Below are 22,924 nucleotides of genomic sequence, written 5' to 3'. Positions count from 1 at the left end.
CATCACTTTTATTTTTGTTGAGTTCGATTATCCAAAGATTCCGAAGATATAACCTACGATACCAATTGCAAATAGTCCGAAGATAATTGTAATCGGGCTAACTTTTCTACGAAGTAACCACACACAACCAAGGGTCAATAGTAATGGTGCGATACCAGGTAGTAATTGATCTAATGTATCTTGAAGAGTTGTAACATCAACAGGTGCAGTACTTAAACCACCACGAATGTTTTCAGCAAAGTCTCTTAAAACATCTGGAGAAAGACTACCCTCATTAATTCTATCTGCATACTCACTAAAATTAATATATTCAGATGGTTGTAACTCAACTTCACTTAGTTGTAGCGGGAAGTTCATGTTTGTCCATCTAGGAACCAATACACCCATGATAAACATCCCCAGAACTGAAGCACCTTGAGTTAATTTCTGCATCAATCCACCACTTAAGTTTTCAGTGATATTACCACCTTGTACGTATCCTAACTCTTGTGTATACCACAAGAAAGCCATACGGATAACATTCCAAGCGATAAAGAAGATTAGTGGACCTAACCAGCTTCCGCCTAGCGCTAATGAAGCTGCAAATGCTCCAAGTACTGGACGTAAAGTACCCCAGAATATCGGATCTCCAACACCTGCAAGAGGTCCCATCATTCCGATTTTAACTCCTTGAATCGCTGCGTTATCGATATCTCTACCTGCAGCTTTTTCTTCTTCAAGAGTCAACGTAACCCCAATGATTGGAGAAGCTACGTATGGATGAGTGTTAAAGAATTCCAAGTGACGCTTCAGTGCTTGAGCTCTGTCTTCTTTTGAAGAATACAATTTTTTAAGTGCTGGAATCATAGCGTATGCCCAACCGATATTTTGCATACGTTCGAAGTTCCAAGAAGCTTGGAGGAATTGACTTCTCCAGGCTACGTGCATACGGTCTTTTTTCGTTAATTTAAATTTATTGTTTTCAATATTGTTATCTGCCATTTTTTTCAACGCTCCTTTTCTAGTAGTCGTTCAAGATATCATCGAGTGGATCTCCGCTACCGGAGTTTCCACCACCACCGCCGCCTTGATTAAATTCAGGAGCGAATTGGATGTAAAGCAATGCTAATACGACTCCGATGATACCCATTGCGATTAGATTTAATTCTGCAACAGCAGAAAGAGCAAATCCAAGTGCGAAGAATAACCAAAGTTTTGGAGTAGCCATCATATTGATAACCATTGCGTAACCTACGGCAACGATGAATCCACCACCGACAGCCATACCACCTGTCAACCAATCTGGAATAGATTGAAGAGTTCCAGTAACTAATTGCGCTGGAACTGAAAGAATCAATGCTGCTGGAATCGCAATACGTAATCCTTGTAAAATTAAAGCACCTAAGTGATACAGTTCAACGGCTCTAAATGAACCTTCTGTAGCTTTTCTGTCTGCACCGTGTGCGATTGCAACAGTAGCTGTACGAACAAAAATAGTTAAAACTTGTCCAGCAATTGCTAAAGGAATAGCCAAAGCAATACCTTCAGAAACACTAGCGCCACGCATAGTAACTAAAATAGCTGAAGCAATAGACGCTAATGCAGCATCTGGAGCAACTGCTGCTCCGATGTTCATCCAACCTAAAGCTATTAGTTGTAATGATCCACCTAATAATAATCCCGCACCAGGCTGACCTGTTGCTAATCCAACTAGCGTACATGCTACGATTGGCTGGTGGAATTGGAATTCATCTAAGATCCCTTCCACTCCGGCAATAAATGCGATTAATAATACTAATACTATAGAAATAATTCCCATAATTGATAACCTCCTTGTTTTATACTGTTCTTGTCATGTTAGATTTTTTCAGTAAGTCCCACATGTTTTTGCGTTGATCAGCCGGTACTTTACGTACGTCGAATTTAACGCCATGTTTTTTCAGTGTTTCGAAAGCATCGACATCTTTTTGGTCTACTGAAAGTACATTGTTGATCATAACTTTACCTTCAGAATGCGCCATTGAACCAACGTTTACTTCTTCAAGCTCTACGCCACCTTCAACAACTCTTACAACATCTGTTGGATTTTCAAATAATAACAATGCTTTTGTTTTACCAAATCTTGGATCTTTGAAGACTTCAATCATTTTGTCTACTGGGACAACGTTTGCTTTTACACCGGGTGGTGCAGCTTGAGTGATCAGAGATCTTCTCAAATCATCTTTTGCTACGTTATCAGAAACTACTATGATACGAGTTGGGTTGACATCTTTTGACCAAGCTGTTGCAACTTGTCCGTGTAATAGACGTGAGTCAATACGTGCAAGTCCAATCTTGATTTTACCGTCTCCTACAACTGTACCTTCAGGAAGAGCTTGATTTGGTTCACTGTTTCCAGCTGCACTTGCACCTGTTGTTGCTGGTTGCAATTCTTCCGGTCTAACTTTTACGCTATCTTGTGCAACACCGATAATTGCTGAAGCAATTTCGTGCGCTGACTCCATTGAGAATCTAGACGTATACGCTTCGATGACCATTGGTAAATTCATACCGGCCACGATTGCCCATTTTTCTTTGTTACCTTCGAATAAAGTGTTCGCCTGATTGAATGGCGTACCTCCCCATAAATCGACGATAAACAAAATTTCGTCTGTATCAAATGAAGCAATTGCTTTTTCCATTTTTCTACGAATATCGTCTGGTCCTTCACTCGGCATAAGCGTAACAGCTGCTACGTTTTCTTGTTCTCCGATGATCATTGATCCAGATTGCAATATTCCTTCTGCAAACTCTCCATGGCTTGCTAGGATTATTCCTACCATTGAGTTCCCTCCTACCTATAGCGATTGGTAGTTCCGCTATATATTTTTTAGTTTCATTGATCAATCGATTAAACCGATCAATACAAATCCACTTTTATATTTTGAACACGGTTTATACACTATAATACTGTCTTCTCTAGTGCCTTGAGAATTCGGATTGTGAAACAAGGTCAATCTACTTTCTTCAGAACTTCAATTAAATTCTGTTTACGATCACTAGGAACTTTTCTGATTTCCAGCTCAATTCCTTGCAGATTCAAAAACTTGAACGCTTCAATATCCTGATCGTCAACTGAGATAAAGTTGGTAATCATCTTCTTGCCTTGTGAAAACTTCATTCCACCAATATTGACTGTGTCAAGATTGATGCCAGCTTTAACTAATTTTGCTACATCTGTCGGATTTGTAAATAAGAGCATCACTTTTACATTTTCTAATAAGATATGATCCGATACTTCGATGAGCTTTTCAACTGTCATAACATTCGTTTTCACTTCAGGTGGTGCGGCTTGTTTGAGAAGAAACTTTCTCAACTCACTACTAGCCACTTCGTCGCTGACGACAAGAATTCTGCTGATACCTGTTATTCTGGTCCAGGTAGTTACAACTTGTCCATGAACCAACCGATCATCGATTCGGGCTAATCTGACATCCATCATGCAATTTCACCCTCCATTTTCGATCTGATGGCATCCTCCTTTCAGTTTGTCACTTATGAATGGACATCCTCAAACGCCTCTCTAGAATTAGAGCGGTCATTTCAATTAATCCACTGACTGATTATCTGTGCTCACTTAACTATAAGCAAGAAGCGTGCCAACTTTTAAATACAGAAAACAGCGGTCTAACAAGCATTGTTTCGATACACTAAAAAAACACACTAACAATACAACTTGTCAGTGTGTTTTAAGTGTTTTATTTAATCTTCAAATATTTCATCAATCTGATTGTCTTTTTCAGTATTTAAATGACTTTCAATGTAATGATACAGATAATAGTATTCACTAAGACTGATATTTACGTTCAATTGTTGTTCAAGCTTCCCAACACTATTTTTTACAGGCGGATAGAGCTCATGCTGCTGTATCTCATCTGCGTCTATGTCAATCGTCAGTGCTTCATTTAGGACCGATCGCTCCAAAACACCGGCTAAGTGCATAATCAAGTTGATATTGAAAGCGTATTGATCTTTTTCTTCATTAGACAGTGTGTAAAACTCTTGAGCGAATGACCAGAGTGGGTCAATAACTTTCGCCGGATTAATGAAAGTGAAACTTTCTTCAATGAAGTTTTGGCATAATCTTCTAGCGCTATCTTCGTCTAGTTCTGGCCTAAGGTAAGCATGATTGTTTTTAGAAACAAGATCATTTAAAACAACCGCTACATCTTGTTCAATGAATTGTTCTAGTGGAATGAATGGCGCATCTAGCTTAGGATTCATGATTCCGGTAGTCGCAATAATAGAGTAATCTTTCTTCAAATCTTCTTTTCGTTCCTTCAGCTCTGCTACAGAACAAGCTACAACAGATAAGTCAATTTCAAAGTTCTGGTCAATCGCCCCTTCTACAAGCTCTTTGATTTTCTGAGCTGTTCCTTCTCCACTCGCACAAACCGCAAGAATGACTTGAGGTTTTATTTTTGTCAAATCAAACTCAATTGGCTTCGTTTTAACTGTATCTACATATCCTCTAAATATTTTCAAAGAATCATACAGTGTATTCAAATCTGTGTCCACCAATGAAGCTTTCCTAACCGCTTCTAAAACAACAGCTGTTGAGACCATGTCTATTGTTTTGACGGCGACACCTGTTTCTTCAGTTAATTTATCTCCGAAAGTAAACAAGGACCCCATATCCACTAGTAGTAATACACCATTACCCTCATCTACTTCTGTTACAGCCTGCTTTACTCGCTCATAAGCTGTCTGAGGAGGCATATCCAAGGGCATATCAATCGCGAGTAACTTTTCGATATCCAGTAACTCTTCAACAACGCTTGCCATACTACTCGCAGTAGACTGACCGTGTGTTGCTACAACAATTCCGACTTTTCCTTTAGCTTGCTCGTCTTTCAAAGAAACCAACAAGACGGTTAAATAGTAAATTTCATTATCTGGAATAGAAACTGAGAGTTCTTCTGAAATGATTTCTCGGATTTCTTTAGCTACCTCATATTCTTCTGGAAAATCAATGGCCATCTCTTTAATATTGTGATTAATACTGCGCTCTTCTCCTAGATAGATCTTTTTAAGAAAAGAACTAATATGCAAGCTCATGGCATAGATGAAATTCTGCTGAAATTCAGGACCCAATCTTTTTTTAACCAGATCATAAAGTGTTCGAGTCAGTTGAATCACTTCTACGTTTACAAATTCAGCTAATTTAGATTCCGTGTTAAATGAAAACCCGTGATTTCGATAATACGACTTTAAGTGAACATTAATATCTGTTGAAATGTAATGGTTGATGGATTCCTGATCTAATCCTTCCGCTTTCAAAAGCGCCGCTTTGTCACCGATAATGTCATAAAGGTTGTATGGCAATTCATACGCATCCGTCTTCATCTTAACAAAGGATTCATTTGGAGAAACTGTGATGACTGGTTCTAAAAACTTCGATAATTCCGTTTGTCCTTTACGATCTGAAGATAACTGCACTAAACCAGATTTAATTCCATCTGGTAAGTCAATTACCGTTAAGTTCACTTCATCCTTATGCATTTGATGCATGAACCCTCGAGCACACACTAATTGAATATTAGATTTCAACTGTCCAACATTTCCGTAGCCAACACTTGCAATCAGCGCTTTTATCACATCTTCTGTCAAACTAATTCTTCTTTGAATACGATTTGCTTCAATTCCAGCCATGAGTTTTACTAAGTCGATTTGTTCGTTAGCCGGTCGATGCTTGAATGATGGAAGATGAATATTTATGGGGATCCTTCTCATGAAAGTGTCCAGTAAAGTTGATCCAGGATCTTCTGTTGTCGCACTGACAATTCTGACCTCTGCCCCCCTAGCTTTACCGGTTTCACCCATCCGGCTATACGTACCATGATCCATGAAATAAAAAATCATTTCCTGACCTTCAGGTGGAAGTCTATGGATTTCATCTAAGAAAAGCATACTTCCGTCAGCTTGTTGAATCAAACCTTCCTTATCTGCCACAGCACCTGTAAAGGCACCTTTTGAATAACCAAATAAATGACTCATCAATAATTCAGGATTATGTGCATAATCCGCACAGTTAAATACAATGAGCTCTTTAGAAGCGTCAACCATTCCATTTGCTTGGGCAAACCGGAACATTGCATGCGCAAAAAAAGTTTTACCTGAGCCAGTAGGGCCTGTTATCAGTGTATTTAATCCTTTGGGTGGGTAAAGTACAGCTGCTTTGGCTTGCTCTACAGCATTCTTCATACTCCCGTTTGCACCAATCGTTGTTTCAAAAATATCTTCTTCTGATGAGAAAGAAAAATTATGGATGCCTGTTTCTGATACAGTTGTAGGTTGTTTGTTTTCCTTATAACTAGAGACATATTTTGTAAGTGGTTTGTGCCTCATAAGTTTAATATCAATGTACTTTACAGGCCGTCCTTCAATTTTATACAATTGACCTTCTCGAACTAGTTCATTCAGATCTTTTGAGACATTGCTCCGCAAGATATCCAATGACTCTGAAAGTTGCTGAGTGGTTACACCTTGTTTTAACTCCAGTTCATTCTTAGTGTATCCTTTAGTTTGTTCTAAAACATATTCCAGTATACGCTCTTTTCTTTTCATAATAGGCTCCCTTTCAAGTTTTTCCTCTACTTGAAACTCCAAAGACAGTATACACTAGAAAACACACAAACAAAACACACTATACGAGAAAAAACATAAATTTATATGCTCATTCACTTATAGTGTGTTCGTTTTATGTAAAATATTACTTCCAGCTAATTCTTCTATTCCACTACTCATTGAAAAAAATTTAAATAAAAAGAGTGTAGAGAGAAAAAAGGGCCACACCTTTTTTCTCTCTATCACCCGGTAAGGGATACCCGTAAATGATATACTTATCGCTGAGGATCAGACGACAAAAGTATAGTCTTATATTGAAACGGGACTGGATCAGATAAATGATTCTTTCAATCCCTAACACTTTGAAACAATGAATGAAAAGAGAAGAGGAGAGAATGCAAATAAGAAAGTTCTTCTCTTTTCATTACAATTAGTACTATAAAGCAAGTATGTGAAATAGTCAACAATAAATTTAAAAATTAACCTAAAAATCTAAACTACAATTCAAAAACCTTTATATAAAAAGGTGATATATAGTTTAAGTCGATTCTCAACTTGTATACATTTCACATATACAGCGTTTTGAACGCTCATACATAAATTAATTAGGAATTTCTCTATTGTTTGATGTCTTTACTTTCTTCATAAATTGAAATCGCTCGTTTACGAGCAGTTGAATGATTTACAATAGGCGCCGGATAACTTTCTCCAATAATCACACCGCAAGCTTCTTGTTCTTCTTTACTCATTTTCTCCGGAGCATGAATGTATTTGTCTTTCACAGATTTGAGTTCAGGTACAAACTCTCTTATAAAATCTCCAGATTTGTCATATTTTTCAGATTGAGTCGTTGGGTTGAATATTCTAAAATAAGGAACAGCATCTGTTCCAGTAGAAGCTGCCCATTGCCATCCACCGATGTTATTGCATGGATCGTAATCAGTCAACATCTTCTGGAAATACTTTTCTCCCCAGCGCCAGTCGATCAATAAGTCTTTTGTCAAAAAAGAAGCAGTAATCATTCTTAAACGATTGTGCATCCAGCCTAACGCACTCAATTGTCTCATCGCTGCATCCACTATCGGATAACCGGTTTTTCCTTGAACCCACCTTTCAAATTGTTCTTCATCATTATCCCATTGAATATGAGAAAACTGTTCCTTGACAGGCTGCTCTTTTTGATTAGGATTTCCTACATAGATCATGTGGTAAAAATCTCGCCAGCATAATTCCTTTAAAAAAGTTCGCTGACTCTCGTTACTCGTTTCTGCTTGTACAGCGGCCCAGAGCGTTCGAATACTGAGTTCACCTAATCGCATATGTTGAGATAATCGACTCGTTTTATCCTTATTGGGATAGTCTCTTCCGACTTTATAATCATCTAGTCTTTCCTCGATGAATATTTTTAACTGCTCTTTTGCTGCTTGAGTCCCTGGTTTATAATTGATATCTAGTTCTGCCTCTTCAACCATCTTTTCCAGTTTTTCCTCATTATCAGCGTACAAAACTTTTTTCATGACCTTACTCTGGTCTATCTCCACTTTCATTGGAGTTGGTTTATCCAGTTCAATCCATTTATTGTAATAAGGAGTAAACACTTTATACAAATCACCTGAATTGTTATGGACTTCATATGCACCGTGCAAGTAATGATCCATATAAGTATGAACAGAGATATCGTTATCCTTGAAAAAAATTCTCATCAAGTCGTCACGTTGTTTTCCGTATCCTTTTTCATCTTGATTGAAGTAAATGTCGGTCCAGTCCGGTACATCTTTTTTCAATTTCTGAAAACTCTCTTCTATATTCCCATGTAATATCTGTAAGTGCATTCCTTGTTTTTCAATCTCTTTTTTTAAATGGAGCACACTCGTAAAGAATGCTGCATGATTCATACTATCGTCTAAAAACTGTTCTGGGTTTATTTGAAATAATAATATGAGTTTTTCTGACTTTTCAAACGCTTGCGATAAAGCAATATTATCTTCTAATCTTAAATCTCTTCGAAACCACATTACCGATACCATATTGTACTCTCCTTAATTCTCTTAGTATAAAAGTATGACACACTCTATTTTCAGATACAATGATTAAATCTTATGCGTTATTTAAATTAATGAACAGAATAAAATAAAAAATACCCTATTCAGTAAGTCGGTTTAGTTTAACCGATACTGTATAAGGCAGTTCATTCATCATCTATTAAAGAATAGAAACTAAGTCTTCTACAATTTTCACAGGTTTTGTTGTTGGAGCGTATCTGTTAATGACTTCTCCATTTGAATCAATCAAAAACTTTGTATAATTCCATTTGATCATTTTGTTTCCAGTCTTTTCTTTCAAATGTTTGAATAAAGGATGTGCGTCTGCTCCATTAACATTCACTTTGTCAAACATAGGAAAAGTCACATCGTAATTCGTATTGCAAAATTCAGCAATTTCTCCACTTTCAAGCGGTTCCTGGTTCATAAATTGATTACACGGAAATCCTAGTACGATAAACCCTCTGTCTTTATAAGATTGATATAATTCTTCAAGGTCTTTTAATTGAGAAGCCAGTCCACATTTGCTAGCCGTATTAACGATTAGTATCGGTTTACCTGTGTAATTAGAAAGGTCTACATCTTTGCCTTCTAAATTTTTTACCGTGAAATCTGCTATAGTCATTCAATTTCAATCCTTTCTCATCCTCTTAATTTTAGAAAGAAGATACACAAAGTACAGCTTATCTTCTAAGCTCAAATATCACTTTGATACCGTTAGGGTCTAATACAGATAGAACTTCATGAGTATCTTCTAATACAAGTATACCACGGAGTTCTATAATTTGTTTCAATTTTTCAAGAGATTCTTCAGAAGACAATAGGACTGAATAAGATTCTAAACCTAGATCTTCTTCTGATAATTTAGGTAAATTTTTGCCCATCCAAATATTTGTACCAATATGATGGTGATATCCACCCGCTGAAAAGAACCTCGCTTGATCTCCAAATTGATCAGTTAGATCAAATCCTAACTGTTGATAGAACGCTTGTGTTTCATCTAGATCAATTATTGATAAATGAATATGACCTATTGTAGTGTTTTCAGGAAACTTTTCTACCGTACCAGACTGGTCTCTACTTTCTATTACACCGTCCGCATCCATTTCAATCGTAATACCAGCGATTCTTCCGTCCTCTCGAATATCCCATTCACTTTTTGGTTTATCACGGTAAATCTCAATCCCGTTACCTTCTGGATCTTGTAAGTAGATTGCTTCACTATACCCGTGATCTGAAGCACCATCGATCGGAATTTTCTTCACAAGTAGTCTGTAAAGTGTGTCGCCTAGATCTTTACGACTGGGTAATAAAAATGCTGTATGAAATAACCCAGCAGCTCTTCTATCTACTGCGTTTTGAATAGTTTTTAAAACTAACAATGGCTGATCAGAACCACTAACACCTAGAGAAACTTTATCTTCTGCCGCTTCTATTACGGTCAAACCTAATTCCTGATAATACTCAGAAATGCGATTTAAATCTTTAACTTTTAACGTAACCGATCCGATACTAGCAGTTTGTTCAATTTTGTATGATGTATTCATAAATAGACCCCTTACTTACTTTTTATAAGTTAACTACCTATATCATATACTGTAAGTGGAAAAGTGTCCACTACTATTTAAAAATTCTCTTACATTCTTTCATTTTTTGTATTCTTTCAAGTCTTGGTCGGTTATATCTCTGAATAATGATAAAAGGTACGTTAATGATCAAGGCATACAAAACATTCAACCAGGCTGCCCAAAGCGGATTCCATAGGAAAAATAACGGCACCGGTAATAAGATCATCCAATGCGTCAATTCTGCTCTTTTTGTCTCTAAAATAAATTTAGGATAGTCCGCTTGGCTTTTAGCGGCTAAGTGCTTTTTCTTGTATCCCATTCCAAATAAAGAAGCTCCGTCTGGCAATCGATCTTTCCATTCTTTAACACCTGTTTTTTGCTCCCAGAATTCACCCTCATTTTCCCAATCATACGATACAAACAATTTTATAAAAAAAGGATGATTGCTGAACGTCAAATCTGATACTTTAAGTAATCCGACCGAGACACCAAAATGAATGATAAACCAGGCCACACCGTTTACTGCTATCAGAATCAATACTTGACTCATCGTTTCATCCTTTCTTAGACATTGATTTTACGGTCTCTCCAAGAAACAACATGCAGTACGTTAACTTGAATATAAGACCAAGTAAATACCCCCACAAAAGCACTCAGTACTACAGGGTAAATCAGAAACAACCAGTTAGGAAATTTACCAACTTTCCCAGCAAGCCACATAAACTGGCAAGCATAACAGGCATACAAAAAAACACTGATGCCTGTCCAAATTGGCATCGTTAACCATAAAGATAACACAAGTAAAATTACAGCAATATACCCACCTGTTATCCACAGGCTGATCGCTGACATGACCGATGGATGTGTGTTGCTTGAACCGTTCGCGACGCTTTTAGACCATCCTAGCAGCCACTGCTTAGGTCCTTCTGGATACATTCGGTAAGAGAAAACACCTCTCCCACCATAATTATGAATAGGAAGATTGTTTGCCTGAAAGACTTTTGCTAGTTCAATATTATCCATGTATGAATCTAGTGTTTTCTCATGACCACCTGTTTGTTCATACTCTTTGGATGTACACATCAAGAAAGGTCCAAACGCACCACCAGTTTCAAACCGTTCTTTTAAAGGTGTAAAGGCATTTAGTCCTGCTACTACAATCATATTAAGTGGTGCTGAAAAGTGCTCATACAATCTTTTTGTTCGATGATACGGCTGTATGGTAAATAAGCCTGATGCATGCTTTTCTTGAAAAGATTGACAGATTGATTCTAGACTATTCTCATGATCAAAGGTCGTGTCTGCATCTATAAACATCAGCCATTCCCCTGTCGCATCTCTAGCCCCTCTATAACAGGCCACTGTTTTACCAACAAGTTGCGGATCATCAATCGCTTGATCTCTTTGTTTGATTTTGACATCATATCTGGAGAGTATTTCGACTGTTCGATCGGTCGAGTCGTCATCCACAACGATGATTTCTTTTGGTTTTAAGGATTGAGCAAAAAGAGAGTCTAATAAATTAGAAATATTATCTTCTTCATTTCTGACAGGGATAATTATAGAGATTGCTGGATAACCTCTTTTCTCACCTTTATATCTTGCGATATAAGGAAAATTCCAGAGCATAAAAAACCCACTACCTATCGCGATTAAAATAACGAAAATACTCATAATCAATAATACGTGCATGCAATTCTCCTAACTAAACCTTCTAAACGATAAACTTATGTAGCGCGAAAGCTTATTGCCTTCGCTTTTATTCTATAATCATGACTTTGCATCTCTTCTTACGATCATATCTCTAACTTGTTGCCCACTTAACGTAACCATAGGCATGCCGCCACCTGGATTTACTGAACCACCGACAAAGTACAAGTTATCATAACGGTCACTATGTTTAGGATGCTTGAATCCATTATTGGCTTTTTTATCAGCCAATACGCCATAGATTGCGCCGCGGTTTGAGTAATATGTCTGCTGGATATCTTCTGGTAACCACATATCTTCAAATACGATATGCTCTCTTAAATCAGTCAGTCCCATATTTTCTAGCTTGATCAGTACACGTTCTCTTAAATCGGCATATTGCTGATCTGTAAACGGCTCATCTTGTACATAAGGGATGTGCGGTAAAATTTTGATGTTCTCATGTCCCTCTGGAGCTTGGCCTGAGTCTGTTTTATTGACATTGACCAAGTAGATCGTTGGATCTTCAGGAAGTTCGTGACGATGAAAAACAGACTCATAATTTTTTTTAGAATCATTTGAGAAAAAGAAGTTATGGTGTGCTAGCTGTGGATATAATTTATCCACCCCAAGGTGAAGAACCATCCCGGAAGCTGCTGGCTCGAATTTTTCTTCTAGTTTTTTCATTCCTTTTTTGTCTTCATCTAGTAAATAACGGTAAGTCGGAATGACTTCCATATTAGAAACATAATAGTCAGACTCCACAATTTCCCCGTTTGCTAAGACAGCTGCTGTAATATTTTTGTGTGTATCTTTCTCAAGACGCACAACCTCTTGTCCATTATAAATCGCTACGCCTTCTTCTAAAGCTAACTTTTGTAATGCTTCACCAAGCTTATGCATACCACCGGGAACATACCACAATCCTAAATCATGTTGCATGTATGCGAGCATATTTAAAATTGCAGGGGCATCTTCGGCAGATGAACCAACATACTTGATGTAATATTTCAGCATATCTCTCAAATGAGGGTTGCTGATTCTTTTTTCAATCGCGCTAGACATTGTTGAAAGTAAATCAAACCCTTTAAAAGCTGATATCGGTCCGTGGTATTTGATGATATCAAAAGTTGTATCCAGTCCTTTATCAAAATAACCTTCTTGAGTGATTTCATAAAGAGATTTAGAGTATTCTAAAAACGCTTCATACTCTTCCATATCTTTCTTACTTAAAGACGGATTGTGCTGATCCATATCGGAAAGTTGTTCATAAAGATCTATTGTTGTACCATCTGTGAAAAATGACCGCCATTGTAAATCAAGCTTTTCAAATTTTACATAATCTTCCATTTTCTTGTTACCAACAAGAAACAGTCGTTCAAAAATAAAAGGCATCGTTAGAATGGACGGACCCAAATCAAATCCATATCCTTCCACTTCTAGTCGGTTCAGCTTTCCACCTATATGCTGGTTTTTTTCATACAGTGCTACCTTATACCCACTTTGAGCAAGCGCGATTGCTGCAGAAATCCCTCCTAAACCGCCACCGATCACCGTTACTGACTTTTCTATGCTTGAATGTACTTCAATCGTCATGATCTGTTCTCCTTTGTCCAGTACCTTACTTATAAGCTTTCAATGTTTTTCTAGTATTTTTATAGATACTAAGTTTTCTAATGAATGAGGTCTTATTTCTTTGATTAAAACAGTCGTATCCATTCTTACGAACAGTCGCTAGTATTTCGGCATAAACATTTGCTGATAACAAGACAGGTAATTGACTATCTGAGTCAAATTTATTTAGATCTTGTTTGACAATCTTGTAAAGCGTTTCTGACCTAGAAGCTAATGTTTCCCACATAGATATAAATGAAGGATTAATGACCTGACTCTTTAAATCATCATAGGTATAACCAGCTTCTTTCATAAGCTCAACGGGAAGATAAATTCTATTAATCTCTTTCTGATCTTCACCGATGTCTCTTAAGATGTTAGTGATTTGCATTGCGACTCCAAGAGAAATTGCAGTCTCTTTCAATTCTTGATGATGATTTGTCGCCAGTATCGGGAGTAGCATTAATCCAACTGATCCAGCTACAAAGTAACTGTACTTTTCTAGATCAGTTAGCGTTTCGGGTTGCTTGAAGTTGTAATCCATGGTCTGACCTTCCAACTGATCGTAAAATGGCTTCAATGACATGTCAAAACGATTAAATACGTCTCTTAACGCTCTCCACACTGGGTGGTCAGAATCTTCCCCTTTTTCAAATTGCTCCAGCATTTTTTTGATACTTAGTAATGCTTTTTGCTGCTCTTTGGAAGAATCGGCTTCATCGATACTGTCATCTGCCTGTCTACAAAATGCATAAATTGCATAGACTGCTTTAGCTTTTTCTTCTGGTAATCTTGAAAAAGCAAAATAAAAACTTTTTGAATGCTCTTTTATAATTTCTTCGCAATAGTCATAGTCTTTTTCCAGACTTGTTTGCTCACGCTTTCCCTTTTCGATTTCACTTCCTCCTCGAAATGGATTAGATAGTCTGCACAAAATAAATTTTAGGCAATATGTATCTAATTTTATATTAAACAAGAGTTTTTCCCTACCAGAAGTCTTTAATTTTCTCAAGATAGGAACCTTTACTTTATATTAACATATTACCCGTTATCAAAAAGTGTTCAACGATTTAATTCATTAAAAATTGATCGATTGATTTCGATAAAAGACTTGCAAGTAACAAAACAATTGGTATTTTTCAGTGTCTTTTTTTGTTCACAACAACCTTCTCGTTATTTTAATCCTAATTTGCTTAAAAAAATGACGAATTCATACATGTAGTTATATTTATTTATTTGGACTTTATTGCATACATATATCATCCGTTATCTAAAAATGCTGTTTCTACGCATAAGAACTCATGACTATGAAGACTGAGTTTGCATAAATTTGCAAGTGCAATACAAAACATACTATGTATTATACACATATGTATAATACATAAAGAACTACTTACTTTCTATTAGTGCTTACAATCTATCACCAACTCCTATACTTCCACTAAATTCTTCTATTGATCTACCGATAATAACTAGGAAGGAGTGATTGATAAAATGGAAGCAACCACAAATGGAGTAACACATAGTCAAAAGGTTAAAGAGAAAAAGAAATTTGGAAAACCATTCAAATTTCGCAGTTTACAGGCAAAAATATTATTTGGTTTTGGTTTAGTTGTTTTATTAGTTATTGGACTTATTATTGAAAGCAGTATGATGGATAGAAAGACAGATGCAGAAACTAGATTATTAATTGAACATGAAGTCCCTTTAATGATTGCGGACGAACGCGTTGGGTTTTCAATTGCCAGACGTTCAACGAACGTTCGTGCATACTTAATGACTGGAAGAGAAAATTATATCGATATGTTCATAGAAAGTTCTGAAGCAGTCAAACCATACATGGAAACTCTGACGTCGTTATCAGACTCTGAAACAATATATAACTTATCTCAAACGCACGACGCTTGGACTGAAGATATTTTAAATGATGTTCTTTATGTTTACCAGAATGGCGATGAAGAACAAGCTATAGCAAATCTCGACAATATGTCTGCTACTACTACACAGATGTTAGATGGATTTTCAGCTGCTGCGAAAGAGCGAGAGCAGCTAATTTTTGAGGCTGGAGAAAACATCAAAGAAATTAGTGATTTTTCGTTTATCGTCAATATTGTTGTAGCCATCTTAGTCATTATTTTAGCAATAGCTGTAGCCATACTGACCGCTCGTTCTATCTCTATCCCAATCAAACATGTGATGAAAAAAGTGACTGAGATTAAAGATGGAAACCTAAAAGGTGATCATCTAGTCATTGATAGTCGAGATGAAACAGGTAAACTTGCTGAAGCTGCAAACGGCATGCAAGATACTTTAAAAGATATGATATCCAATATTTCTGAAGTCTCTTACCTATTGACTTATAATAGTAAAGAGTTATCTGAAACGTCATCTGAAGTTATGTCTGGTACAGATCAAGTTGCTATGACAATGCAAGAATTATCTGAAGGTTCTGAGAACCAGGCAAACACAGCAAGTAAACTTGCTAGCATCATGGAAAGTTTTTCTGAAAAAGTCGCTTCAACGACTGAAAATGGTCAAAATATCAATCGTCTATCTGCTAAAGTGATCGAAGAAACTGCAAATGGTACATCAATGATGGCCACTTCAGAAGCTCAGATGCAAAAAATCAATGATATCGTAAAACAATCCGTTTCAAAAGTAGATCAATTAGATCATCAGACTCAAGAAATTTCCAAGTTGGTTGAAATTATTCAAAACGTTGCGAACCAAACGAACTTGCTTGCTTTGAATGCTGCTATCGAAGCCGCTAGAGCTGGAGATCACGGAAAAGGATTTGCAGTCGTAGCTGATGAAGTACGCAAGCTTGCTGAACAAGTTGAAGTTTCTGTGAACGAAATCACTGGCTTTGTTCAAGCCATTCAAGTTGAATCCAAAGGCGTTAGTGAGTCATTGAAAAAAGGTTATGCTGAAGTTGAAAGTGGCACTTCTCAAATCAAATCAACTGCTGGAACCTTTAATCAAATCAGTCACTCATTAAGCGATGTAGCTAGCAGTATCATTACCATTAATTCAAACCTGACAGAAATTAAGAGTCATACCGATGATATGAACGCTTCAATTGAAGAAGTTGCTTCTGTATCGGAAGAATCAGCTGCAGGTGTAGAAGAAACATCTGCTGCTACTCAGCAAATCAATAGTTCAATGGAAGAAATTGCTGGAGATGGCGGCAAGGTTTCCCAATTAGTTGAACTTGCTCAGAATATGGACAACTTAGTCAAAGGATTTCAAATTTAAATACTATTCAACTCTGTTTCTCTCTAGGAGGGACAGAGTTTTTTTATGCTACTTAAATGTTTGAAAACAAATTTTCTCGTAAAATAAAAATTATAATGGACTTAAATGTTAATTTTATCTAATTTGTTCCGATAATGACTTTCGTGGAGTTAGATGATTAACTAAATAGTTGTACTACGTAATTGCTAATTAAGTACTCACCCATACTTATTATCATTTCACCTAGATCAGCTAATCGTTTTCCATTTGCTCTCTTACTTAAGCTCAACATCTGTAAAACTAAGTTCATTTATTGGCAAAGCTCTCAACTTTTGTGGATACTCATCTTTCCACTACGTACATATGAGCGGGTTCGGTAAATAGTTTGTAAGGAGCAAAGAAAAAGGAGATAGAAGAATGGCAGCAGAAGAAAAAAAGGTCAAACAAAAAAGAAATAAAGAGAACAAAGAAAAGAAAAGCTGGATTAAATTCAAAAGTTTACAATCCAGAATATTATTTGGATTTGGTATCGTACTATTTTTAGTTATCGTTTTAGTAACGGCTACCTCTTTTTCGAGTCAAAAAATTCAAAAAGATACCGAAGCAATGGTTGAATATCACGTTCCTCTAATGATTGCCGATGAAAGGGCTGCATTCTCCGTAACGAGACGCGCCTATAACGTTAGAAGCTACCTTGCAACCGGTGATGCTTTCTTTAAAAGTAGAGTTGGTGATAATACCGCTGCTGCAATGCCTTACTTCGAAAGAATCGGAGAAATGTCTGAATCTGAAACAGCCGATGCACTTATTGTGACACACCAAGAATGGTCTGAAGCACTAATCAACGATGTTATTGCTGTTTACGACGGCGGAGATCCGGAACAAGCTTTACAGAATATGAACGCTTTGTCTCCTACCACAACGGCTATGATTGAAGAACTTTCTGGTGCTTCTATTACTAGAGAAGAAATTATCGAACAAGCTGGCTCAGATGTTTTAACTATTGTAAAATCCACCTTTATAACTAATATTGTGAGCGCAATCGTTGTTATTTTGTTAGGCGTTATTGTTGCAATACTTACCTCTCGTGCTATCTCAACACCTATTAAAGCTGTAATGAATCGTATGGATATTGTTCGTAGAGGAAAACTAAACAACCCTCACCTTCCGATTCTTTCACAAGACGAGACTGGTCAATTATCGGAATCTACAAATATCATGCAAGACCGCTTAAAAGCACTTGTTGGCAGCATATCAGATGTTTCTCATACGTTGTCGTACAACACTAAAGAATTATTCGATACTTCATCAGAAGTCGTTTCAGGAACAGATCAAGTCGCTATGACGATGCAAGAACTTTCAGAAGGTTCTGAGAGCCAAGCGAATACGGCAAGTAAATTATCTACAATCATGCATGATTTTTCCAAAAAAGTAGATACAACAACTGAAAACGGTCAATACATCAAAATACTATCAAACAAGGTCATGGATGAAACAAACAATGGCCGTACATTGATGGAGTCTTCTGAAAGCCAGATGGCCAAAATCAATGAAATCGTGAAACAATCTGTTGAAAAAGTAGACCAACTTGATACACAAACACAAGAAATTTCAAAATTAGTTGAAATCATTCAAAACGTTGCTGATCAAACGAACTTATTAGCACTAAATGCTGCTATTGAAGCCGCTCGTGCTGGCGAACATGGAAAAGGCTTCGCTGTTGTTGCTGACGAAGTTCGTAAGCTAGCAGAACAAGTAGATGTCTCAGTATCTGAAATTACCGGTTTTGTTCAAACGATACAGATTGAATCTAAAAACGTTAGTGACTCACTTCAGGAAGGTTACGCTGAAGTCCAAAGTGGAACCACACAAATTAAAGCTACCGGAGACACATTCAAACAAATCTCTAAATCTTTAGACAATGTAGCGGCTAGCGTAGATATTATCAATACAAACTTATCAGAGATTAAGACAAATACAGACGAAATGAATGCTTCAATCGAAGAAGTCGCTTCTGTTTCTGAGGAATCAGCAGCCGGCGTAGAAGAAACTTCTGCTGCTACACAACAAATTAGTAGCTCAATGGAAGAAATCGCTGGAGACGGTGGAAAAATTTCTCAATTAGTTGAGATTGCACAAGATCTGGAAAATCAAATGCAAGTCTTCGACGTCTAATCAAGTATTGTCGTTTAAAAAAAGCATGTCCTCCAAAAAATTGGAGGACATGCTTTTTTAGATCAATATCGAATGTCTTGAACAATCTTACTCAAGCCATTATGATAAACTATGTACTCTTACAAAATAAAATGAAGGAGTTTGTCTATATGGCATCGATTTTCTTGCAATCCTTTAGCTTTTTACTCGTTGTATTCATCGCCTACCTCTTTAAAAAAGCTGGCATATTAAGATCAACCGACGGTACAATTTTACAAAAGATCGTATTAAATATTACACTTCCTGCTACAATCATTATTGGTTTTAATGCTGTACAAGTAGATGTTTTATTATTTATCATGATTGGGCTTGGCTTATTCTGCAATATTGGCTTAATTCTTGCAGGTGGGTTATTCTGGAGAAAGAAAAGCCTACCTGAACGTTCCATGATGATGTTTTCTCAGGGGGGATTCAATATTGGTAACTTCACCATTCCCTTTGTTCAAGGTCTCTTTCCCGCTGCGATTCCCTTTATTGGTAGTTTTGATATGGGGAATGCACTTATGCTGTTTGGCGGATCGCCAATGATTGTAGATAATGTACTTGGGCAAGAACGTGAAGAGTCGAGCTACTTGAAAAGAGTCCTTCGTTTATTTCATTCACCAGCTTTCACGACGTATTCTATCATGCTACTATTGGCACTCATCGGCATTACTGTACCTACAAGTGTTACTTCTGTCGTTCAGCTTTTTGCGAGTGGAAATGCTTTTTTATCGATGTTTATGATTGGTCTTTACCTTGAAATCGAAATTGACAAGCGTTCACTTAAAAAAATAGCCAATGTCCTTTCCATCCGTTATGCATTAGTCATTCCAATCGCTGTTGGTTTTTACTTTTTATTACCACTTCCTGAACTTGTTAGACTGTCTCTTGTGTTAGTTTTACTTGCACCGGTAGGAACGGTATCGACAATCAACATGATTATTTACGGAAATGAACGCTCTACTTCCAGTTTTCTTTCATCCGTCAGCATGATTGTTTCCTTAGTACTCATGACAATTGCTTTGACCTTACTTGCATAATACAAAACGTAAGATAAGGGACTTAAAAAAGCAGGTAGCTTCTCGATTTTGAGAAACGACCTGCTTTTTACTTATTTGAATACCTTTTCCATTGTTTTGTGAACGATACCTATTTGTATATACTCGTCACTTGTATAAAAATAGCCTAATGCTTCATAAAATGGCCAAGCATTTTGTCTGGCGTGCATCCAGATTTTCTTTACACCAAAATCTTTTGCCCACTTTTCAGCTTCAATCACTAATTGCTTTCCAATCGATTTCCCTTGATAGTCTTGATCGACTGCCACTTGCCTCATTTGATAGATTTGATCTTCTGTTTCTATAAGAAACAGCGTCCCAATAACTTTACCTTCTAAGATTGCCACAAAATGGCGCGCGTCTTCTTCAGATGATTTCGCTTCTTGTTCTAAACTAATACCTAGGGGCTTTCTTAATACTTTATCTCTTAATGTTAGAGATCCTTGATACTCAGCATCTTCAGTCGTGATTTTTCTTATCGTAAGATTATCCATATATTCACCTGCTTTAAATAATTCCCCTGTTGGGATAAAATTAGTATAGCAGTCTACTTTACAAAAATATATCTTTAAAGACAAAAAATCCCTCGCAAGGTTTTAGATTCCCCACGAAAGATTTTTATATTTTTACACATTAATCTTCTTCAGGAATTAACACTGCTAGAATAATATAAATTAACAACGTTGGTGACAATATAAGAAAACCAAGTCTAACCGCAATTGATGGTATATCAAAATATTCTGCGATGCCTCCACATACTCCTGAAAACCATCGGTCTGTTCTGGACCTTCTTAATTTTTTATCCATATTGTTTCCTCCTTGGTATTAAGTAATTACTTACCTTAAAATAACCTTCTTTATCTATAATTGCAACTATTATATTGACGCGAGCAAATCATTCTGATTTTTGAATTTCTTTACTATATAATAAGAACTAGAAACCATTTAAAGGAGAGATTTGATGAGTGAATTTGTGACATTAGGTAGATCCGGTTTAAAAGTACATCCAATTGGTTTAGGTGCCAATAAAATTAGTGACGCCGATCCAGAAACAAATACAGAATACGGTGGCGATATTTTATTAGATGCCATTGATAAAGGATTGAACTTTATCGATACAGCTTTTATCTATGGTGATGGTAAATCTGAATCGATTATTGGTGAAACACTTAAAAAGAACAATTTACGCCAAGATATCGTGATTGCTACAAAAGGTGCGCATGAATACGTTGATGGTGAATTGAAATTGAATAACTCACCTGAATTTCTGACGAAGCAAGTAGAAGATAGCTTAGCTCGTCTACAAACGGACTATATTGACCTTTACTATATCCACTTCCCTGATGAAAACACGCCTAAAGCAGAAGCAATTGGTGCTTTATCTCGTCTGAAGGAACAAGGTAAAATTCGTTCGATTGGTGTTTCGAATTTCTCATTTGATCAAATCAAAGAAGCAAACGTACATCAGGATATCGATGTTGTACAAGATGAATACAATTTACTGAATCAAGAAGCAGAAAGCAAAGTATTCCAGTATTATAAAGAACAAAATATTAGCTTTATTCCTTACTTCCCGTTTGCTTCAGGACTTTTAGCTGGTAAATACGACCAGAACACTCAACTAACGGATCGTCAAAAGAGTCGTCCTCAGTTCCAAGAACCAACATATAGCGAAATACTTGGAAAAGTCGAACAAATTAGACCTTTAGCTGAAAAATACAATACAGGACTACAGAATATTGTATTAGCCTATTATCTGTCTAAAGATGTCGTAGATGCCGTGATTCCTGGTGCGCGAAATCGTAAACAAATGGAACAAAATCTTGAAGCAGCTAACTTCAAATTAACGGAAGATGAATGCAAGTTTATCGCAAATATCTTTCCACCGTCTTTTAAATTAAAATAAGTAAACCCAAAACAGAGTCTCCTTCTCATTAAGGAGACTCTGTTTTTTAGTATTCCTTTCTTTTTAGATAGAAATACGTTCCTAAACCTAAGACAGCCGCTAAAATCACAACTATTAGCGATCCTAAAGGTGTATCGGTACCAAACAGTCCACCTGTGTTAATGCCCCATAGGCTGAATATTAGCGTAGGAATAGCGATCACCAACTGGGCGGAATCCAAGAACTCCATGATCCTATTTAGACGACTGTCGATCATATCCGAAATCAGTCCACCCGTGGTATCAATCAAGTCTCTATAAATTTCTACTAACCGATCAGATTTCCTGATTTTTTTATGAATTTCTTTGATTATTCGCTCTTCTACTGCCATTTTTTTAAACAAATCTCGCTCTAGTAAATTAAGTATGGTCTGCTTTTGATCATCTAATGTTTGCTCCAAAAAAACCATATCCCGCTCTGCATCTGTCAAATCTAACAGTGTTTCTCGTTGCGTTGTATTTCTCGCCCTTTGGTCGATATCATCGATGCGCACCTTTAAATCGATCAATTCAGCAATGTACAATTGATACATATTCAAAATAAAACTCGTGATCAGTTCTCCCGAATTCACTTCAGCATCAACTTCATTTTGGATAGATGGTAAAATAGACTGATCCTTTTCATCCGCAATTGTAATCAATAAATCTTCATTGAATATAAAAGTAACTGGATAAAGACCTTTTTCGACAGAATGCGGAACGATTTCATTGTAGTTAATCAAGACTACAAATAGACATTCTCCTAATACACTTGATTCGATTTGCTCAATCTCTGTAATACTCTCAGGGAAATATTCTGACACAAACAAATCTCTTGGAAGATCATATGTCGCGGACAAATATTCAATATCCTCACTCGTAGGATTTGTCACTGAAATCCACTCTGCAGCGGCTTTTGTACTTTTGTTGACTTCTTCTCCAAATTTATAATAGGATATCATGTTTTTCTCCGTTCAGATACTTTGACTTTAGCATTATATCATGTCTTTTTTTC

At 36.7% G+C, this 22,924-nt stretch carries 19 protein-coding genes; 4 read left to right on the top strand and 15 right to left on the bottom strand.

All coding sequences use genetic code 11. The annotated features are described in order from the left end of the window. Positions 1–27: 27 nt before the first annotated feature. The 12 genes from LG377_RS04865 to LG377_RS04810 all read right to left on the bottom strand — a co-directional run bounded on the left by LG377_RS04865 (position 28) and on the right by LG377_RS04810 (position 14,474). A complete protein-coding gene (locus tag LG377_RS04865) occupies positions 28–981 on the bottom strand; it encodes a PTS system mannose/fructose/sorbose family transporter subunit IID (protein ID WP_225743559.1) in 954 nt (317 codons plus the stop codon). 19 nt (positions 982–1,000) lie between these two features. Further along, positions 1,001–1,798: a mannose/fructose/sorbose family PTS transporter subunit IIC gene (locus tag LG377_RS04860; RefSeq protein WP_225743558.1), complete on the bottom strand. Its 798-nt coding sequence runs from the start codon at positions 1,796–1,798 to the stop codon at positions 1,001–1,003. A gap of 19 nt (positions 1,799–1,817) precedes the next feature. Further along, a complete protein-coding gene (locus LG377_RS04855; protein WP_225743557.1) occupies positions 1,818–2,801 on the bottom strand; it encodes a mannose/fructose/sorbose PTS transporter subunit IIB in 984 nt (327 codons plus the stop codon). Positions 2,802–2,971: 170 nt separating this feature from the next. Next, a complete protein-coding gene (locus tag LG377_RS04850) occupies positions 2,972–3,457 on the bottom strand; it encodes a mannose/fructose/sorbose PTS transporter subunit IIB (RefSeq protein WP_225744630.1) in 486 nt (161 codons plus the stop codon). Positions 3,458–3,720: 263 nt separating this feature from the next. Continuing rightward, on the bottom strand, positions 3,721–6,588 hold the full coding sequence (locus tag LG377_RS04845; protein WP_225744629.1) for a sigma-54-dependent transcriptional regulator: 2,868 nt from the start codon (positions 6,586–6,588) through the stop codon (positions 3,721–3,723). Between the two features lie 614 nt (positions 6,589–7,202). Beyond that, positions 7,203–8,612 (bottom strand): deoxyribodipyrimidine photo-lyase, encoded by a 1,410-nt coding sequence (locus LG377_RS04840; protein ID WP_225743556.1) that lies wholly within the window; start codon positions 8,610–8,612, stop codon positions 7,203–7,205. 175 nt (positions 8,613–8,787) lie between these two features. After that, positions 8,788–9,252: a glutathione peroxidase gene (locus LG377_RS04835; RefSeq protein WP_225743555.1), complete on the bottom strand. Its 465-nt coding sequence runs from the start codon at positions 9,250–9,252 to the stop codon at positions 8,788–8,790. A gap of 58 nt (positions 9,253–9,310) precedes the next feature. Next, the gene (locus LG377_RS04830; RefSeq protein WP_225743554.1) at positions 9,311–10,174 is read right to left on the bottom strand and encodes a VOC family protein; all 864 of its coding nucleotides are present in this window, start codon (positions 10,172–10,174) and stop codon (positions 9,311–9,313) included. 73 nt (positions 10,175–10,247) lie between these two features. Further along, positions 10,248–10,745 (bottom strand): glycosyl-4,4'-diaponeurosporenoate acyltransferase, encoded by a 498-nt coding sequence (locus tag LG377_RS04825; protein ID WP_225743553.1) that lies wholly within the window; start codon positions 10,743–10,745, stop codon positions 10,248–10,250. Positions 10,746–10,759: 14 nt separating this feature from the next. Further along, on the bottom strand, positions 10,760–11,887 hold the full coding sequence (locus LG377_RS04820; RefSeq protein WP_225743552.1) for a glycosyltransferase family 2 protein: 1,128 nt from the start codon (positions 11,885–11,887) through the stop codon (positions 10,760–10,762). 78 nt (positions 11,888–11,965) lie between these two features. Continuing rightward, positions 11,966–13,480, bottom strand: a complete 1,515-nt coding sequence (locus tag LG377_RS04815; RefSeq protein ID WP_225743551.1) for an NAD(P)/FAD-dependent oxidoreductase — start codon at positions 13,478–13,480, stop codon at positions 11,966–11,968. Positions 13,481–13,505: 25 nt separating this feature from the next. Further along, the gene (locus LG377_RS04810; protein ID WP_225743550.1) at positions 13,506–14,474 is read right to left on the bottom strand and encodes a phytoene/squalene synthase family protein; all 969 of its coding nucleotides are present in this window, start codon (positions 14,472–14,474) and stop codon (positions 13,506–13,508) included. Between the two features lie 518 nt (positions 14,475–14,992). Between LG377_RS04810 and LG377_RS04805 the strand changes: the two genes are divergently transcribed. From LG377_RS04805 to LG377_RS04795, 3 genes are all read left to right on the top strand, one after another. Then, positions 14,993–16,753, top strand: a complete 1,761-nt coding sequence (locus tag LG377_RS04805; RefSeq protein WP_225743549.1) for a methyl-accepting chemotaxis protein — start codon at positions 14,993–14,995, stop codon at positions 16,751–16,753. Positions 16,754–17,149: 396 nt separating this feature from the next. Then, positions 17,150–18,907, top strand: coding sequence for a methyl-accepting chemotaxis protein (locus tag LG377_RS04800; RefSeq protein WP_225743548.1), 1,758 nt, complete (start codon positions 17,150–17,152; stop codon positions 18,905–18,907). 149 nt (positions 18,908–19,056) lie between these two features. Continuing rightward, positions 19,057–19,968 (top strand): AEC family transporter, encoded by a 912-nt coding sequence (locus LG377_RS04795; protein ID WP_225743547.1) that lies wholly within the window; start codon positions 19,057–19,059, stop codon positions 19,966–19,968. Positions 19,969–20,039: 71 nt separating this feature from the next. Here LG377_RS04795 and LG377_RS04790 read toward each other — a convergent pair whose 3' ends face one another. Together LG377_RS04790 and LG377_RS04785 are read right to left on the bottom strand one after the other, a co-directional pair. Further along, a complete protein-coding gene (locus LG377_RS04790) occupies positions 20,040–20,480 on the bottom strand; it encodes a GNAT family N-acetyltransferase (RefSeq protein WP_225743546.1) in 441 nt (146 codons plus the stop codon). A 139-nt stretch (positions 20,481–20,619) separates the two neighbouring features. Then, complete coding sequence (locus tag LG377_RS04785; protein WP_225743545.1) at positions 20,620–20,793, bottom strand: PspC domain-containing protein; 174 nt, start codon at positions 20,791–20,793, stop codon at positions 20,620–20,622. A 154-nt stretch (positions 20,794–20,947) separates the two neighbouring features. On the opposite strand from LG377_RS04785, the gene LG377_RS04780 reads away from it, so the two are divergent. Then, on the top strand, positions 20,948–21,892 hold the full coding sequence (locus tag LG377_RS04780) for an aldo/keto reductase (RefSeq protein WP_225743544.1): 945 nt from the start codon (positions 20,948–20,950) through the stop codon (positions 21,890–21,892). A gap of 46 nt (positions 21,893–21,938) precedes the next feature. On the opposite strand, the gene LG377_RS04775 is transcribed toward LG377_RS04780, so the two are convergent. Further along, positions 21,939–22,871 carry a magnesium transporter CorA family protein gene (locus LG377_RS04775; protein ID WP_225743543.1) on the bottom strand — a complete coding sequence of 311 codons (933 nt, stop codon included), beginning with the start codon at positions 22,869–22,871 and terminating at the stop codon, positions 21,939–21,941. Between the last annotated feature and the right edge of the window lie 53 nt (positions 22,872–22,924).

Origin of the sequence: Marinilactibacillus sp. Marseille-P9653 (assembly GCF_916618885.1) — a bacterium.
Lineage (GTDB): Bacteria > Bacillota > Bacilli > Lactobacillales > Carnobacteriaceae_A > Marinilactibacillus.
The sequence above is the reverse complement of the archived record's forward strand: the minus strand, read 5'-3'. Positions and strand labels throughout refer to the sequence as shown.

What these genes read in the sequence shown, in the direction of transcription:
- LG377_RS04865 (WP_225743559.1), bottom strand. Translation starts at nt 981, where the DNA reads ATGGCAGATAACAATATTGAAAACAATAAATTTAAATTAACGAAAAAA.
- LG377_RS04860 (WP_225743558.1), bottom strand. Translation starts at nt 1,798, where the DNA reads ATGGGAATTATTTCTATAGTATTAGTATTATTAATCGCATTTATTGCC.
- LG377_RS04855 (WP_225743557.1), bottom strand. Translation starts at nt 2,801, where the DNA reads ATGGTAGGAATAATCCTAGCAAGCCATGGAGAGTTTGCAGAAGGAATA.
- LG377_RS04850 (WP_225744630.1), bottom strand. Translation starts at nt 3,457, where the DNA reads ATGGATGTCAGATTAGCCCGAATCGATGATCGGTTGGTTCATGGACAA.
- LG377_RS04840 (WP_225743556.1), bottom strand. Translation starts at nt 8,612, where the DNA reads ATGGTATCGGTAATGTGGTTTCGAAGAGATTTAAGATTAGAAGATAAT.
- LG377_RS04835 (WP_225743555.1), bottom strand. Translation starts at nt 9,252, where the DNA reads ATGACTATAGCAGATTTCACGGTAAAAAATTTAGAAGGCAAAGATGTA.
- LG377_RS04830 (WP_225743554.1), bottom strand. Translation starts at nt 10,174, where the DNA reads ATGAATACATCATACAAAATTGAACAAACTGCTAGTATCGGATCGGTT.
- LG377_RS04825 (WP_225743553.1), bottom strand. Translation starts at nt 10,745, where the DNA reads ATGAGTCAAGTATTGATTCTGATAGCAGTAAACGGTGTGGCCTGGTTT.
- LG377_RS04820 (WP_225743552.1), bottom strand. Translation starts at nt 11,887, where the DNA reads ATGCACGTATTATTGATTATGAGTATTTTCGTTATTTTAATCGCGATA.
- LG377_RS04815 (WP_225743551.1), bottom strand. Translation starts at nt 13,480, where the DNA reads ATGACGATTGAAGTACATTCAAGCATAGAAAAGTCAGTAACGGTGATC.
- LG377_RS04805 (WP_225743549.1), top strand. Translation starts at nt 14,993, where the DNA reads ATGGAAGCAACCACAAATGGAGTAACACATAGTCAAAAGGTTAAAGAG.
- LG377_RS04800 (WP_225743548.1), top strand. Translation starts at nt 17,150, where the DNA reads ATGGCAGCAGAAGAAAAAAAGGTCAAACAAAAAAGAAATAAAGAGAAC.
- LG377_RS04795 (WP_225743547.1), top strand. Translation starts at nt 19,057, where the DNA reads ATGGCATCGATTTTCTTGCAATCCTTTAGCTTTTTACTCGTTGTATTC.
- LG377_RS04790 (WP_225743546.1), bottom strand. Translation starts at nt 20,480, where the DNA reads ATGGATAATCTTACGATAAGAAAAATCACGACTGAAGATGCTGAGTAT.
- LG377_RS04785 (WP_225743545.1), bottom strand. Translation starts at nt 20,793, where the DNA reads ATGGATAAAAAATTAAGAAGGTCCAGAACAGACCGATGGTTTTCAGGA.
- LG377_RS04780 (WP_225743544.1), top strand. Translation starts at nt 20,948, where the DNA reads ATGAGTGAATTTGTGACATTAGGTAGATCCGGTTTAAAAGTACATCCA.
- LG377_RS04775 (WP_225743543.1), bottom strand. Translation starts at nt 22,871, where the DNA reads ATGATATCCTATTATAAATTTGGAGAAGAAGTCAACAAAAGTACAAAA.